At 47.0% G+C, this 15,161-nt stretch carries 11 protein-coding genes, 5 tRNA genes and 3 rRNA genes; 17 read left to right on the plus strand and 2 right to left on the minus strand.

Annotation, left to right across the window (positions count from 1 at the left end; translation table 11 throughout):
- Positions 1–125: 125 nt before the first annotated feature.
- Positions 126–662, minus strand: a complete 537-nt coding sequence (locus tag FJQ87_RS01480) for a gamma carbonic anhydrase family protein (protein ID WP_140930176.1) — start codon at positions 660–662, stop codon at positions 126–128.
- A gap of 514 nt (positions 663–1,176) precedes the next feature.
- On the opposite strand from FJQ87_RS01480, the gene FJQ87_RS01485 reads away from it, so the two are divergent.
- From FJQ87_RS01485 to birA, 6 genes are all read left to right on the plus strand, one after another.
- Positions 1,177–2,723, plus strand: a 16S ribosomal RNA gene (locus FJQ87_RS01485).
- A 299-nt stretch (positions 2,724–3,022) separates the two neighbouring features.
- A 23S ribosomal RNA gene (locus tag FJQ87_RS01490) occupies positions 3,023–5,914 on the plus strand.
- Positions 5,915–6,003: 89 nt separating this feature from the next.
- Positions 6,004–6,079: transfer RNA gene (locus FJQ87_RS01495), tRNA-Val, on the plus strand.
- A gap of 34 nt (positions 6,080–6,113) precedes the next feature.
- Positions 6,114–6,229 (plus strand): 5S ribosomal RNA (gene rrf / locus FJQ87_RS01500).
- Together the 16S, 23S and 5S rRNA genes with 1 tRNA gene alongside form the textbook arrangement of a ribosomal RNA operon.
- 381 nt (positions 6,230–6,610) lie before the next feature.
- Complete coding sequence (murB, locus tag FJQ87_RS01505; protein WP_168195237.1) at positions 6,611–7,633, plus strand: UDP-N-acetylmuramate dehydrogenase; 1,023 nt, start codon at positions 6,611–6,613, stop codon at positions 7,631–7,633.
- Complete coding sequence (gene birA / locus FJQ87_RS01510) at positions 7,630–8,595, plus strand: bifunctional biotin--[acetyl-CoA-carboxylase] ligase/biotin operon repressor BirA (RefSeq protein ID WP_140930178.1); 966 nt, start codon at positions 7,630–7,632, stop codon at positions 8,593–8,595. Before murB ends, birA begins: the two co-directional genes overlap by 4 nt.
- Here the strand turns inward: birA and coaA are convergent.
- Positions 8,584–9,531 (minus strand): type I pantothenate kinase, encoded by a 948-nt coding sequence (gene coaA, locus FJQ87_RS01515; protein ID WP_140930179.1) that lies wholly within the window; start codon positions 9,529–9,531, stop codon positions 8,584–8,586. The genes birA and coaA overlap by 12 nt on opposite strands.
- A gap of 208 nt (positions 9,532–9,739) precedes the next feature.
- Here coaA and FJQ87_RS01520 point away from each other — a divergent pair.
- The 11 genes from FJQ87_RS01520 to rplL all read left to right on the plus strand — a co-directional run bounded on the left by FJQ87_RS01520 (position 9,740) and on the right by rplL (position 15,101).
- A tRNA-Thr gene (locus FJQ87_RS01520) sits at positions 9,740–9,815 on the plus strand.
- A gap of 7 nt (positions 9,816–9,822) precedes the next feature.
- Positions 9,823–9,907, plus strand: a tRNA-Tyr gene (locus FJQ87_RS01525).
- Positions 9,908–9,940: 33 nt separating this feature from the next.
- Positions 9,941–10,014: transfer RNA gene (locus tag FJQ87_RS01530), tRNA-Gly, on the plus strand.
- Between the two features lie 8 nt (positions 10,015–10,022).
- A tRNA-Thr gene (locus tag FJQ87_RS01535) sits at positions 10,023–10,098 on the plus strand.
- Positions 10,099–10,206: 108 nt separating this feature from the next.
- On the plus strand, positions 10,207–11,391 hold the full coding sequence (tuf, locus tag FJQ87_RS01540; RefSeq protein WP_140930180.1) for an elongation factor Tu: 1,185 nt from the start codon (positions 10,207–10,209) through the stop codon (positions 11,389–11,391).
- 350 nt (positions 11,392–11,741) lie between these two features.
- Positions 11,742–12,113, plus strand: coding sequence for a preprotein translocase subunit SecE (gene secE, locus FJQ87_RS01545; protein WP_140930181.1), 372 nt, complete (start codon positions 11,742–11,744; stop codon positions 12,111–12,113).
- A gap of 9 nt (positions 12,114–12,122) precedes the next feature.
- On the plus strand, positions 12,123–12,674 hold the full coding sequence (nusG, locus tag FJQ87_RS01550; protein ID WP_140930182.1) for a transcription termination/antitermination protein NusG: 552 nt from the start codon (positions 12,123–12,125) through the stop codon (positions 12,672–12,674).
- Positions 12,675–12,801: 127 nt separating this feature from the next.
- Complete coding sequence (rplK, locus tag FJQ87_RS01555; RefSeq protein WP_140930183.1) at positions 12,802–13,230, plus strand: 50S ribosomal protein L11; 429 nt, start codon at positions 12,802–12,804, stop codon at positions 13,228–13,230.
- A gap of 4 nt (positions 13,231–13,234) precedes the next feature.
- Entirely contained in the window at positions 13,235–13,936 is a 702-nt protein-coding gene (gene rplA, locus FJQ87_RS01560; protein WP_140930184.1) for a 50S ribosomal protein L1, read from the plus strand.
- Between the two features lie 244 nt (positions 13,937–14,180).
- Complete coding sequence (gene rplJ / locus FJQ87_RS01565) at positions 14,181–14,678, plus strand: 50S ribosomal protein L10 (protein WP_140930185.1); 498 nt, start codon at positions 14,181–14,183, stop codon at positions 14,676–14,678.
- 54 nt (positions 14,679–14,732) lie between these two features.
- On the plus strand, positions 14,733–15,101 hold the full coding sequence (gene rplL / locus FJQ87_RS01570) for a 50S ribosomal protein L7/L12 (RefSeq protein ID WP_140930186.1): 369 nt from the start codon (positions 14,733–14,735) through the stop codon (positions 15,099–15,101).
- The last annotated feature ends 60 nt before the right edge of the window (positions 15,102–15,161 follow it).

The following is a 15,161-nucleotide window of genomic DNA, read 5'->3' on the forward strand; positions in this document are numbered from 1 at the left end:
ATATTCAGAGCGACACTCATTCAAATTGAAACTAATTCAAAGTTAAACTAATTCAAAGTTAAACTAATTCAAAGTAAAAATCAGAGCGGCCTATATATAGCTAGCTTTTACAAAGACGAGCTTTACTAAGGATTCATATACTCGTTTTTTAGACGCACATAATTATCCGCCGATTGCGCTAAAAATTGCATTTCACTGTCTTTGAGGGGTCTAGCTGCTTGCGCTGGACTACCTACATATAAAAAACCCGATTTCAGCGTCTTGTTTGGTGGCACTAAGGCGCCAGCGGCGAGCATGACATCATCTTCAATAATGACACCATCCAAAATAATCGCGCCCATGCCAACTAAAATCCGATTACCTAAGGTGCAGCCATGCAGCATGGCCTTATGACCTATGGTGACATCATCGCCAATGATTAGCGGAAAACCATCGGGGTTATGCTCAGATTTACGAGTGACATGCAAAACACTGCCATCTTGAACGTTCGAGCGCTTGCCGATGCGGATATGATTGACGTCACCGCGAGCAGCAACCAAAGGCCAAATGCTGGCATCATCGTCCAAACGTATGTCACCGACTAATACAGCGCTACTATCTATATACACAGAATCAGAGAAATGCGGGCTAACACCTTTATAAGGGCGCAAATGGTTCATCAAAAACTCTCATTACCAGCCAAAAGACCAGTATAAAGCTAAAAAAAGCAGCAGTCAGGTGGATTTGTAAGCGAACGAATTGAAATGGCTGCTTTTAGTCATATTAGCGCTTGCGCAATTGGGTCAGCGCCCTATAATGCGACCCACTGACACGGACAACGGCGCTGTAAAGCAACGATACTGAGTCAGGATGGAACTTGCGAAGTAAGTTAACCATGAGTGATTAAGGGTGTTAGGCGAAAGTTTAACCGCTTGGATCCAAGCCTGAAATAAGGGCTTGACCCACTCAGGTTTATGCGTAAAATACGCATCCCTAGCCCGTAGCGGCAACGTTCTTTAACAAGTAGAAGACAAGCAAATCTGTGTGGACATTCACAGTAGTTGATAAATCGACAACGATATAACACGTCTCGCAAGAGACTTCAACGAACGATGTCCGCATAACATGCAAATTTGATGATTTATCATCGAATCGACAGAATTCATTGAGCAGGACCTTTGGGTCCGAACAAAACTTTAATTGAAGAGTTTGATCATGGCTCAGATTGAACGCTGGCGGCAGGCCTAACACATGCAAGTCGAGCGGCAGCGGGAAGTAACTTGTTACTTTGCCGGCGAGCGGCGGACGGGTGAGTAATGCCTGGGAATTTGCCCATTGGTGGGGGATAACAGTTGGAAACGACTGCTAATACCGCATACGCCCTACGGGGGAAAGCAGGGGAGCCTTCGGGTCCTTGCGCTGATGGATAAGCCCAGGTGGGATTAGCTAGTAGGTGAGGTAAAGGCTCACCTAGGCGACGATCCCTAGCTGTTCTGAGAGGATGATCAGCCACACTGGGACTGAGACACGGCCCAGACTCCTACGGGAGGCAGCAGTGGGGAATATTGCACAATGGGGGAAACCCTGATGCAGCCATGCCGCGTGTGTGAAGAAGGCCTTCGGGTTGTAAAGCACTTTCAGTAGGGAGGAAAGGTTGACGGTTAATACCCGTTAGCTGTGACGTTACCTACAGAAGAAGGACCGGCTAACTCCGTGCCAGCAGCCGCGGTAATACGGAGGGTCCGAGCGTTAATCGGAATTACTGGGCGTAAAGCGTGCGCAGGCGGTTTGTTAAGCGAGATGTGAAAGCCCCGGGCTCAACCTGGGAATTGCATTTTGAACTGGCAAACTAGAGTCTTGTAGAGGGGGGTAGAATTTCAGGTGTAGCGGTGAAATGCGTAGAGATCTGAAGGAATACCGGTGGCGAAGGCGGCCCCCTGGACAAAGACTGACGCTCATGCACGAAAGCGTGGGGAGCAAACAGGATTAGATACCCTGGTAGTCCACGCCGTAAACGATGTCTACTCGGAGTTTGGTGTCTTGAACACTGGGCTCTCAAGCTAACGCATTAAGTAGACCGCCTGGGGAGTACGGCCGCAAGGTTAAAACTCAAATGAATTGACGGGGGCCCGCACAAGCGGTGGAGCATGTGGTTTAATTCGATGCAACGCGAAGAACCTTACCTACTCTTGACATCCAGAGAATTCGCTAGAGATAGCTTAGTGCCTTCGGGAACTCTGAGACAGGTGCTGCATGGCTGTCGTCAGCTCGTGTTGTGAAATGTTGGGTTAAGTCCCGCAACGAGCGCAACCCTTATCCTTATTTGCCAGCACGTAATGGTGGGAACTCTAGGGAGACTGCCGGTGATAAACCGGAGGAAGGTGGGGACGACGTCAAGTCATCATGGCCCTTACGAGTAGGGCTACACACGTGCTACAATGGTCGGTACAGAGGGTTGCAAAGCCGCGAGGTGGAGCTAATCTCACAAAGCCGATCGTAGTCCGGATTGGAGTCTGCAACTCGACTCCATGAAGTCGGAATCGCTAGTAATCGTGGATCAGAATGCCACGGTGAATACGTTCCCGGGCCTTGTACACACCGCCCGTCACACCATGGGAGTGGGCTGCACCAGAAGTAGATAGCTTAACCCTTCGGGGAGGGCGTTTACCACGGTGTGGTTCATGACTGGGGTGAAGTCGTAACAAGGTAGCCCTAGGGGAACCTGGGGCTGGATCACCTCCTTACCTATGCGATTTAGAATTACTGTTGAGTGTTCACACAGATTGCCTTGTCTTGTTGACGAGCAAAACATTACCTTCCTTTGAAGGGATGTCGTTCTTTAAAAATTTGGAAAGCTGATAGTAGAACTTAGTGCGCGAGCATTAGGTGATACAAAATTGAGTTCTCAAAATACTTTAATCAAGTGTTTTAGATATTCTTTAACTTCAGAAATGAAGTAAATCAAGGCGTTCTTTTGCGAAAGCAAGAGACAGTAAAACCAGCTAGTTGCAATAAGCTCAAGTGAAACTCATTTGGGTTGTATGGTTAAGTGACTAAGCGTATACGGTGGATGCCTTGGCAGTCAGAGGCGATGAAGGACGTAGTAACTTGCGAAAAGCGTTGGCGAGCTAGTAACAAGCATTTGAGCTAACGATGTCCGAATGGGGAAACCCGGCCACATAAGTGGTCATCATACAGTGAATACATAGCTGTATGAGGCGAACCTGGGGAACTGAAACATCTAAGTACCCAGAGGAAAAGAAATCAACCGAGATTCCCTAAGTAGCGGCGAGCGAACGGGGATTAGCCCTTAAGTCTAGGGGGTGTTAGTGGAATGGTCTGGAAAGTCCAACGGTACAGGGTGATAGTCCCGTACATGAAAACTAACCTTAGATGAAAACGAGTAAGGCGGCACACGTGATATGTTGTCTGAACATGGGGGGACCATCCTCCAAGGCTAAATACTCCTGACTGACCGATAGTGAACCAGTACCGTGAGGGAAAGGCGAAAAGAACCCCTGTGAGGGGAGTGAAATAGAACCTGAAACCGTATACGTACAAGCAGTGGGAGCGGTTCTTGAGACCGTGACTGCGTACCTTTTGTATAATGGGTCAGCGACTTACATTTAGTAGCGAGGTTAAGCGAATAGCGGAGCCGTAGGGAAACCGAGTGTTAACTGCGCGTTTAGTTGCTAGGTGTAGACCCGAAACCCGGTGATCTAGCCATGGGCAGGTTGAAGGTTGAGTAACATCAACTGGAGGACCGAACCGACTAATGTTGAAAAATTAGCGGATGACTTGTGGCTGGGGTGAAAGGCCAATCAAACCGGGAGATATCTGGTTCTCCTCGAAAGCTATTTAGGTAGCGCCTCGCACGAATACCATTGGGGGTAGAGCACTGTTAAGGCTAGGGGGTCATCCCGACTTACCAACCCTTTGCAAACTCCGAATACCAATGAGTACTATGCGGGAGACAGACAGCGGGTGCTAACGTCCGTTGTCAAAAGGGAAACAACCCAGACCGTCAGCTAAGGTCCCAAAGTACTAGCTAAGTGGGAAACGATGTGGGAAGGCTTAGACAGCTAGGATGTTGGCTTAGAAGCAGCCATCATTTAAAGAAAGCGTAATAGCTCACTAGTCGAGTCGGCCTGCGCGGAAGATGTAACGGGGCTAAGCTAGTCACCGAAGCTACGGGTGCATTTCATTAGAGATGCGCGGTAGAGGAGCGTTCTGTAAGCCGTTGAAGGTGAAGGGGTAACCCACGCTGGAGGTATCAGAAGTGCGAATGCTGACATGAGTAACGATAAAGGGGGTGAAAAACCCCCTCGCCGGAAGACCAAGGGTTCCTGTCCAACGTTAATCGGGGCAGGGTGAGTCGACCCCTAAGGCGAGGCCGAAAGGCGTAGTCGATGGGAAACGGGTTAATATTCCCGTACTTGTGCTAACTGCGATGGAGAGACGGAGAAGGCTAGGCTAGCGCGGCGTTGGTAGTCCGCGTTTAAGGTAGTAGGCGGTATTCTTAGGCAAATCCGGGAATACTTACGCTGAGAGCTGATGACGAGGTCCTAAGGGACTGAAGTAGTTGATGCCATGCTTCCAGGAAAATCTTCTAAGCTTCAGGTTAGCAGGAATCGTACCCCAAACCGACACAGGTGGTCGGGTAGAGAATACCAAGGCGCTTGAGAGAACTCGGCTGAAGGAACTAGGCAAAATGGTACCGTAACTTCGGGAGAAGGTACGCTCCTGCCGGTGATGAGACTTGCTCTCTAAGCTAGCGGGAGTCGCAGATACCAGGTGGCTGCAACTGTTTATCAAAAACACAGCACTGTGCAAAATCGCAAGATGAAGTATACGGTGTGACGCCTGCCCGGTGCCGGAAGGTTAATTGATTGGGTTATCTTCGGAGAAGCTCATGATCGAAGCCCCGGTAAACGGCGGCCGTAACTATAACGGTCCTAAGGTAGCGAAATTCCTTGTCGGGTAAGTTCCGACCTGCACGAATGGCGTAATGATGGCCACGCTGTCTCCAGCCGAGACTCAGTGAAGTTGAAATTGCGGTGAAGATGCCGTATACCCGCGGCTAGACGGAAAGACCCCGTGAACCTTTACTATAGCTTGGCACTGAACATTGAACCTACATGTGTAGGATAGGTGGGAGACTTTGAAGCATGAACGCTAGTTTGTGTGGAGTCGTCCTTGAAATACCACCCTTGTAGTTTTGATGTTCTAACCTAGGTCCCTTATCGGGATTAGGGACAGTGCCTGGTGGGTAGTTTGACTGGGGCGGTCTCCTCCCAAAGAGTAACGGAGGAGCACGAAGGTTGGCTAAGTACGGTCGGACATCGTACGGTTAGTGCAATGGCATAAGCCAGCTTAACTGCGAGACAGACACGTCGAGCAGGTACGAAAGTAGGTCATAGTGATCCGGTGGTTCTGAATGGAAGGGCCATCGCTCAACGGATAAAAGGTACTCCGGGGATAACAGGCTGATACCGCCCAAGAGTTCATATCGACGGCGGTGTTTGGCACCTCGATGTCGGCTCATCACATCCTGGGGCTGAAGTCGGTCCCAAGGGTATGGCTGTTCGCCATTTAAAGTGGTACGCGAGCTGGGTTCAGAACGTCGTGAGACAGTTCGGTCCCTATCTGCCGTGGGCGTTGGATGATTGAGGGGAGCTGCTCCTAGTACGAGAGGACCGGAGTGGACGAACCGCTGGTGTTCGGGTTGTCATGCCAATGGCATTGCCCGGTAGCTACGTTCGGAATCGATAACCGCTGAAAGCATCTAAGCGGGAAGCGAGCCCCAAGATGAGTCATCCCTAGGACTATAAGTCCTCTGAAGGGCCGTCCGAGACTAGGACGTTGATAGGCAAAGTGTGTAAGCGTTGTGAGGCGTTGAGCTAACTTGTACTAATGACCCGAGAGGCTTAACCATACAACCCAGATGGGTTTTACTGAACAAGCCTGATAAAGAATCGAAAAATACTTGATTGAAGATTGAGTACTCAATAGCAAAAAATCCCAGGTCGCTTAGCTCAGCTGGGAGAGCACCTCCCTTACAAGGAGGGGGTCACTGGTTCGAGCCCAGTAGCGACCACCATATTTTTTCACAGCTTTCCGAATTTCCAAATTTGTCTGGAGACCATAGCACTGTGGCACCACCTGATCCCATTCCGAACTCAGAAGTGAAACGCAGTCGCGCCGATGGTAGTGTGGGGTTTCCCCATGCGAGAGTAGGTCATCTCCAGGCGCCTAATTTCTCGCAAGAGAGTCGATAAAGCCTGTTGCTCACGCAACGGGCTTTTTTCGTTTAGATTTTTTAAAGATTTATATACTACTTTTTGCTAGTTAGGGTACACGATGAGCACAGATTTCCAAGAAATTACCACTATCAGCGAGGGCGTAAGCTTCGGATGGCTAACGTTACTTGAAATATAAAGTCGGTTCCTGAGCAAGGTGCCAATGACAAAGCCAATCATTCCTTGAAAAGAGGCAATTACTGGCAATGCCGTCATGGAGCAGAGCAATTCTCATAGCCCTAAATGTCATTGTTTTCGCTATTCACTCCTCACCATGGTCAATTATTTAAAATTGGCTGATACAATGGTGTCATTATTTCTAAATGAACAGCATCATGATTGGTAATTCACTCAAGTCCTTTAACACCTTTGGTATCGATCAATCTTGTCTCGAATTTAAACTGGCCAATAATCGGCAGCTGTTAATTGCTATGGCGCTTGCGTGTCATCAACAAAGCCAACCAATGTTAATCATAGGTGGCGGTAGTAATCTGGTGCTGTTAGATGATTTTCTTGGGTGCGTCATTAAAGTCGATTCCCAAGGGCTAAAGGTGAGTGAAGATCAAGATTGGTATTATTTAGACGTTGAAGCTGGCGTTAACTGGCATGCCTTAATTGAGCAAACGTTAGCGCTGAATATGCCAGGTTTAGAGAATATGGCATTGATTCCTGGCTGTGTTGGCGCTGCTCCCATTCAAAACATTGGCGCTTACGGTAAAGAGTTTTGTGATGTTTGCGCTTGGGTTGAGTATCTTGATTTAACGTCTGGCGAAATCGTTAGATTAACCGCCGAGCAATGCGGCTTTGATTACCGTGAATCGGTTTTTAAGCACGAGTTACAACAGACGGCCGTCATCTTAAGTGTTGGTATTAAATTAGCCAAATCATGGACGCCGCTACTCAATTACGGGCCGCTACAAGACTTTGATAAAGCCACAGTTACACCCAAGCAAATATTTGACTGCGTGTGTGAAGTTAGGCGCAGTAAATTACCCGATCCCGCTATTTACGGTAATGCTGGCAGTTTCTTTAAAAATCCCATAGTCAATGTTGTCACCTACCAGCAGCTAGCTCGTAAGTTTCCGAGTATTGTTGGCTATGCACTTGATGATGGCCGCGTGAAATTAGCGGCCGGTTGGTTGATTGAGCATGCTGGCTTAAAGGGGTTTGAGTTAGGGCGAGCGGCAGTTCACAAACATCAAGCGTTAGTGCTGATTAATCTTGGTGGCGCCAGTGGCGCTGAGGTGGCAGCATTAGCGAATCATGTCGTGGCTAAAGTATATAGTTTGTTTGCAGTAACACTTGAGATTGAGCCCCGTTTAATTGCGAATCAGGGAGTAATAGCAGCGCTATGATAGATCACTGGCAGCGGAAGCGACAAATTTTAGAATTATTAACCAGCGGGCATTTTATCTCTGGTGAGCGCATAGCGCAGGAGCTGGGCGTGAGCCGCAGCGCTATCAACAAACATATTGATGGCTTAATCGCGCTCGGCGTGGCGATATACAGCGTCAAAGGCAAAGGTTATAAACTGGCGAGTGCAGTGCAACTTGCGGATGCTGATAAGCTTAAAAGTGCGATTTCCTCGCGCAGCTTTTATTTCGATCAAATAGATTCAACCAATGCCTTTGTGTTGAGTCATGTTAATGATTTAGAGCGTGGTGATATTTGTGTGGCAGAAAGCCAAACCAGTGGCCGCGGTCGTCGTGGTAAAACTTGGGCTTCGCCTTATGGTAGCCACTTGTATTTTACCCAGTATTGGCAAACCAGTAGCAACATGACTCAATTAATGGGATTGAGCCTAGTCGTTGGCTGCAGTTTAGTTAAGGTGCTTGAGTCTTTTGGTGTCAGCGAGTTAGGATTAAAGTGGCCTAATGATATTTATCGCTCAGGCAAAAAGTTAGCTGGAATTTTAGTTGAGCTGCAAGGACAGGCCGATGGCGGCTGTCATTTGGCCATTGGCATAGGCGTCAATATTTGTATGCCAGAGCAAAGTGGACTAGATATCAGTCAGCCATGGAGTGATTTAGCAGATATAGTCAAAGACTTGAATAAGAGCGATATCATTATAGCTCTGCAGCAAGAGTTAACGCGTGATTTACTGCAATTTGAGCAAGCAGGATTAGCGGCGTTTATGAGTCGCTGGCAACGCAGTGACATCTTTATTGGCAAAACTGTGAATATTCATATGGGCGATAAGATGGAAACTGGTCGCTATCTGGGGATTGATGAGCAGGGAGGGATAAGGCTTGCCACCGAACTGGAAGAAAAAAGCTTTATCGGTGGCGAAATAACCCTGAGACAATCACATTCTTAAAAACACTTGATCCATGCGATGCTGCCCGCCTTTGCGCAAAATAAGGTGGGCTCGCTCTCGCGTTGGTAAGATGTTTTGGCGTAAATTGGGGCCATTAATGGTGTCCCAAATATTACTTGCTGTCTCAATAGCTTGCTGATCGTTAAGGCTTGCGTAGTGATGGAAAAATGATTTCGGATCACTGAAGGCACCACTTCTAAAACGTAAAAACCTATTGATATACCAGTTTTTCAATAAGGTATCATCAGCATCTACGTAGATAGAAAAATCAACAAAATCAGAAACAAAAGGCCGTTTTATATCAACTGGCGCATCAAGACCTGTCTGTAAAACATTGAGGCCTTCGATGATAAGAATGTCTGGTTGATTAATGACTTGCTGCTCAGCCACGCGATCATAGGTGATGTGCGAGTAGATGGGCGCTGTCACATTCTTAAGTCCTGCTTTAATAGCAGACACAAACTCAATCAGCATTTTAGTGTCATAGCTTTCAGGAAAGCCTTTGCGCTTTAGGAGGCCTTTACGCTTAAGGGTGGCTAACGGATAAAGAAAGCCATCGGTAGTCACTAAGTCTACTCTTGGGTGTTCAGGCCAGCGCTGCAACAAAGCCTGTAAAATGCGGGCAGTCGTACTTTTACCCACAGCAACACTACCCGCAATACTGATGATATAAGGGCTACGATGAGGTTGCTGACCTAAAAACTGTTCCACGACTTGGCCGCGAACTTGTTTAGCACCAATAATGAGGTTTAATAGTCGACTCAGAGGCAAATAAATGTCAGTGACCTCTTGCAAGGAAAGATCTTCGTTGAGTCCCTGTAAATCAGCGATATCTTGCTGAGATAAAGTCAAAGGTACTGCATTACGTAACTCAGCCCACTGTTGGCGCGCAAAAGGCATATACAAGGCGGCTTGGGTGCTATTTTGTACTGGCATTCGAGGTCCTCTATTAAGCCCTGCACAGTACACCATACTAACAGTTGTCGACAACCCTTGGCGTGAGTAAATGTTAATGGCATAAAAAATGAACGGCAAGCCTTGTATTCGTTCAAAAAAGCAGCCGTTGATGCAATGTTTGAGAATAATTGCATTTTTCTATTGCGCTCGCGGCAATTATTCCATATTATCCGCTCCGAAATGACACGCCGGCATAGCTCAGTTGGTAGAGCAACTGACTTGTAATCAGTAGGTCCCGAGTTCGACTCTTGGTGCCGGCACCATTTTTCTGGAGGGGTTCCCGAGTGGCCAAAGGGATCAGACTGTAAATCTGACGGCTCAGCCTTCGAAGGTTCGAATCCTTCTCCCTCCACCATATTCCTAGTGTTAGGTAGCCTGATTAGGTTGCGCGGGCATCGTATAATGGTATTACTCCAGCCTTCCAAGCTGATAACGCGGGTTCGATTCCCGCTGCCCGCTCCAAATTTGTTGCTGATATGGCTCAGTCGGTAGAGCGCATCCTTGGTAAGGATGAGGTCCCCAGTTCGATTCTGGGTATCAGCACCATCATTTCAAGCTCCTTTATACTAAATAACGATTCGATGCTAATAATATGCATCGAATTTTTTCACATGTGCAGTTTTCATCACCAAGATGTTGGATTGAGGCAAAACCATGGCTAAAGCTAAATTTGAACGTAAAAAACCCCACGTTAACGTGGGCACCATCGGTCACGTTGACCATGGTAAAACCACTCTGACCGCTGCTATTTCACACGTACTGGCTAAGACCTACGGTGGTGAAGCTCGTGATTTCGCACAAATCGATAACGCTCCAGAAGAGCGTGAGCGCGGTATTACCATTAATACCTCTCACATCGAATATGACACTCCTTCACGCCACTATGCGCACGTAGACTGTCCAGGCCACGCCGATTATGTTAAAAACATGATCACTGGTGCTGCTCAGATGGACGGCGCTATCCTGGTAGTTGCTTCTACTGATGGTCCAATGCCACAGACTCGCGAGCACATCCTGCTTTCTCGCCAGGTAGGTGTACCTTTCATCATCGTATTCATGAACAAGTGTGACATGGTAGATGACGAAGAGCTGCTGGAACTGGTTGAGATGGAAGTTCGTGAACTGCTGTCTGAATACGACTTCCCAGGTGATGATTTACCAGTAATTCAGGGTTCTGCTCTGAAAGCACTGGAAGGCGAGCCTGAGTGGGAAGCTAAGATCATTGAACTGGCAGAAGCCCTGGATTCTTACATTCCAGAGCCAGAGCGTGACATCGATAAGCCATTCCTGCTGCCAATCGAAGACGTATTCTCTATTTCAGGCCGTGGTACAGTAGTAACTGGTCGTGTAGAGCGCGGTATCGTTAAAGTTGGTGACGAAGTAGAAATCGTTGGTGTTCGTGACACTACTAAGACTACTTGTACTGGCGTAGAAATGTTCCGTAAGCTGCTGGACGAAGGTCGTGCAGGTGAGAACTGTGGTGTTCTGTTACGTGGTACTAAGCGTGATGACGTAGAACGTGGTCAAGTACTGGCTAAGCCAGGCTCAATCAACCCACACACTACTTTTGAATCAGAAGTATACGTACTGTCTAAAGATGAAGGCGGACGTCACACTCCATTCTTCAAAGGCTACCGTCCACAGTTCTACTTCCGTACAACTGACGTAACCGGTACTATCGAACTGCCAGAAGGCGTTGAAATGGTAATGCCAGGCGACAACATCAAGATGGTTGTTACCCTGATTTGCCCAATCGCGATGGACGAAGGTTTACGCTTCGCTATCCGTGAAGGTGGCCGTACTGTTGGTGCTGGTGTTGTTGCTAAGATCATCGCTTAATTGCGAACTTAGTTAGACACTAAAAGAGGAGACTTAGGTCTCCTTTTTTGTTTTCTGAATTTAATCAGGGTTAACTAGATTGCTATAGGATTACTGGTCTGAATAAAAATCATCTCATTAAGCGTGGATTTTTAAAAATCTTGAATTAATGCGAGATCATCGAGGCTGTACAACCTTGCGGTTGAGGCTGATTCAGAATACAATCTATGGCCGATTTTTAACCCTTTAACTGTTTCTGCATGGGCAGTTAGCTTGGGCAAGTTGAACTATCCGGGATGCTCTTGTGTATAATGCCGGATATTGGTATTTACTAAACAAGCACAGCTCCAAGCGAATAACGGACTAAACCGATGACAACGAATACTGAAGAACAGGGTAATTCTCTGGATATGGTGAAATGGGGTGTAGTCATCCTGTTGCTGGCAGCCGCTGTGATCGGCAACCAGTATTTTAGCGATACCAGCGTATTGGTTCGCGTTTTAGCGGTTGTGGGTGCGTTTGCTGTTGCAGGCGTAATTGCATTGCAAACAGCCAAGGGCCAGATGGCTCTGGCATTTGCTCGTGAATCGCAAATTGAAGTACGCAAAGTTATTTGGCCAACACGCCAAGAAGCGCTGAATACGACTTTTATCGTATTAGCTGCTACTGGTGTTTTGGCATTAATTTTGTGGGGACTGGACGCCATTCTGCTACGAATTGTAAACTTTATCACTGGCGTATAGGCACCATAGATGACTGAAGCTAACGAAGTAAAAAAAAGATGGTATGTAGTACAGGCATTCTCTGGTTATGAAGGCCGTGTATGTAAATCTCTGATCGAACATATCAAAATGTACGAAATGGAACGCTACTTCGGTGAGGTTTTAGTACCTACAGAAGAAGTTGTTGAAATGCGTGCAGGTCAACGTCGTAAAAGCGAACGTAAATTCTTCCCTGGCTATGTATTAGTGCAGATGGAAATGAATGACGAAAGCTGGCACTTAGTAAAAAGCATCCCACGTGTAATGGGCTTCATCGGCGGTACTTCTGACCGTCCGGCGCCTATTTCTGATAAAGAAGCTGATGCTATTTTACGTCGTTTACAAGAAACAACGGCGTCACCAACTCACCGTGTTATTTTTGAACCAGGTGAAGTGGTACGTGTTACTGAAGGTCCATTTGCTGACTTCAACGGCACCGTTGAAGAAGTGGATTACGAGAAGAGCCGCGTTAAGGTTTCTGTAATGATCTTTGGTCGCTCAACACCTGTTGAACTGGATTTTGGTCAGGTTGAAAAAAACTGATTAAATAAAACACTAAATCCGTTTGGCAACGGGAGCGGATTTCTATATAATCCGCTCCCATTGTTTTCGGGGGAGCTTATTGGCATGTCGTCAATTAGCGTTTGAACCCAAATAGAGGAAATGTCACATGGCAAAGAAGATTGAAGCTTATATCAAGCTGCAAGTTAAATCTGGTTCAGCGAATCCTTCGCCACCAGTTGGTCCAGCTCTGGGTCAGAAAGGCGTGAACATCATGGAATTCTGTAAAGCGTTCAACGCTCGTACAGAAAAACTGGAAAAAGGCATGCCAATTCCAGTTGTTATCACTGTATACAGCGATCGTTCATTCACTTTCGAAACTAAGACTCCACCTGCATCTTTCTTATTATTGAAAGCTGCTGGCCTGAAGTCTGGTTCAAGCCGTCCAAACACTCAAAAAGTAGCTACCATCAAGCGTTCTGCTGTGCAGGAAATTGCTGAATTGAAAGCTACTGATATGACTGGTGCTGACATTGAAGCGATGACTCGCTCAATCGAAGGTACTGCACGTTCAATGGGTTTGGTAGTAGAGGACTAAGACAATGGCAAAGCTGACTAAACGCATGCGCGTAATTCGCGAAAAAGTAGACGTAACCAAGAGCTATGACATCAATGAAGCTGTTGCTTTATTGAAAGAACTGGCTACTGCCAAGTTTTTAGAAAGTGTTGACGTTGCCGTTAACCTGGGCGTAGACCCACGTAAATCTGACCAAAACGTTCGTGGCGCCACTGTGCTGCCACACGGTACTGGTCGTGACGTACGTGTAGCTGTGTTCACCCAAGGTGCAAACGCTGAAGCTGCTAAAGCTGCTGGCGCTGAACTGGTAGGTATGGAAGAGCTGGCTGAGAAAGTTAAAGCTGGCGAAATGAACTTCGACGTAGTTATCGCATCTCCAGATGCAATGCGCGTTGTTGGTATGTTAGGTCAGATCTTAGGCCCACGTGGTCTGATGCCTAACCCTAAGACTGGTACTGTTACTCCTAACGTTGCTGAAGCCGTTAAGAATGCCAAAGCTGGTCAAGTTCGTTACCGCAACGACAAGAACGGTATCATTCACACTACCATCGGTAAAGTGAACTTCGAAACCGCTCAACTGAAAGAAAACCTGGAAGCCCTGCTGTCTGCTTTGAAAAAAGCCAAGCCAGCTGCAGCTAAAGGCGTTTACGTTAAGAAAGTAACCATCTCCACCACTATGGGTGCAGGTGTAGCTGTTGACCAGGGTACTCTGGACGCTGCTAACTAATTTACAAGGTGCGTGTATTAGTCTATAATGCGCGCACTTTGGTGGGTTGAAGTCTGTTTAAACAGATTTCCGTCCAAGACCGCAGGTGTAAATCATTAGATTCACTTAATTTCCTGCGTAGACGGTGTCAGGCCCCAGTTTAGATTTTTATCTGCTGGAATATCTGCGCCGTAAGTCATTAACAACATAAGTTGTTAATAGGTAAATACTGGGGTAACCCAGGTAGAATCCAGGAGTATAGCCAATGGCATTAAGACTCGAAGACAAAAAAGCGATTGTTGCTGAAGTCAACGAAGCTGCCAAAGGTGCGCTTTCTGCAGTTGTTGCCGATTCTCGCGGCGTAACTGTAGGTGCCATGACCACTCTGCGTAAAGCTGCCCGTGCTAACGGTGTATACGTGAAAGTTGTACGTAACACTCTGGCTCGTCGTGCAGTTGAAGGTACCTCTTATGAGTGCCTTAGCGATGTGTTTACTGGCCCAACTTTGATTGCTTTCTCTACTGAGCACCCAGGTGCTGCAGCTCGTCTGTTAAAAGACTTTGCTAAAGAGCAAGCTAACTTCGAAGTTAAAGGCGCAGCTTTTGAAGGGAACTTTATCCCTGCAGCTGACATTGATCGTTTAGCAAAACTGCCAACTTACGAAGAAGCACTGGCACAGTTGATGATGACTATGAAAGAAGCATCAGCTGGCAAGTTCGTTCGTACTCTGGCCGCACTGCGCGATCAAAAAGAAGCCGCTTAATTTTAAGCTGGCTGCTTGAACTAATTGAATTCAGAACAATAGGAAATATTTCTTATGTCTATCACTAAAGACCAAATGTTAGAAGCCTTTGCAGCTATGTCTGTAATGGAAGTTGTTGAACTGATCGAAGCTATGGAAGAGAAGTTCGGTGTTTCTGCTGCTGCTGCTGTAGTAGCTGGCGGCGCTGATGCCGGTGCTGCTGTTGAAGAGCAAACCGAATTCGACGTAGTTATGACTTCACACGGTGCAAACAAAGTAGCTGTTATTAAAGCAGTTCGTGGCGCTACCGGTTTAGGTCTGAAAGAAGCTAAAGCTATGGCTGAAGCTGCTCCAGTAGCAGTTAAAGAAGCTGTTTCTAAAGAAGAAGCTGAAGCTCTGAAGAAAGAACTTGAAGAAGCTGGTGCTTCTGTAGAGATCAAGTAAGCTATTTTAGTTTACTGCCACTCAAAGTAATTTGAGTGAGGCTGACGGTTTTTAACCGTC

This window comes from Shewanella sp. SNU WT4 (assembly GCF_006494715.1).
GTDB lineage: Bacteria > Pseudomonadota > Gammaproteobacteria > Enterobacterales > Shewanellaceae > Shewanella.

Excerpts from the sequence above, each read along its gene's own strand:
- rplL (WP_140930186.1), top strand. The coding sequence starts at position 14,733 with ATGTCTATCACTAAAGACCAAATGTTAGAAGCCTTTGCAGCTATGTCT.
- coaA (WP_140930179.1), bottom strand. The coding sequence starts at position 9,531 with ATGCCAGTACAAAATAGCACCCAAGCCGCCTTGTATATGCCTTTTGCG.
- nusG (WP_140930182.1), top strand. The coding sequence starts at position 12,123 with ATGACTGAAGCTAACGAAGTAAAAAAAAGATGGTATGTAGTACAGGCA.
- rplJ (WP_140930185.1), top strand. The coding sequence starts at position 14,181 with ATGGCATTAAGACTCGAAGACAAAAAAGCGATTGTTGCTGAAGTCAAC.
- secE (WP_140930181.1), top strand. The coding sequence starts at position 11,742 with ATGACAACGAATACTGAAGAACAGGGTAATTCTCTGGATATGGTGAAA.
- tuf (WP_140930180.1), top strand. The coding sequence starts at position 10,207 with ATGGCTAAAGCTAAATTTGAACGTAAAAAACCCCACGTTAACGTGGGC.
- rplA (WP_140930184.1), top strand. The coding sequence starts at position 13,235 with ATGGCAAAGCTGACTAAACGCATGCGCGTAATTCGCGAAAAAGTAGAC.
- rplK (WP_140930183.1), top strand. The coding sequence starts at position 12,802 with ATGGCAAAGAAGATTGAAGCTTATATCAAGCTGCAAGTTAAATCTGGT.
- birA (WP_140930178.1), top strand. The coding sequence starts at position 7,630 with ATGATAGATCACTGGCAGCGGAAGCGACAAATTTTAGAATTATTAACC.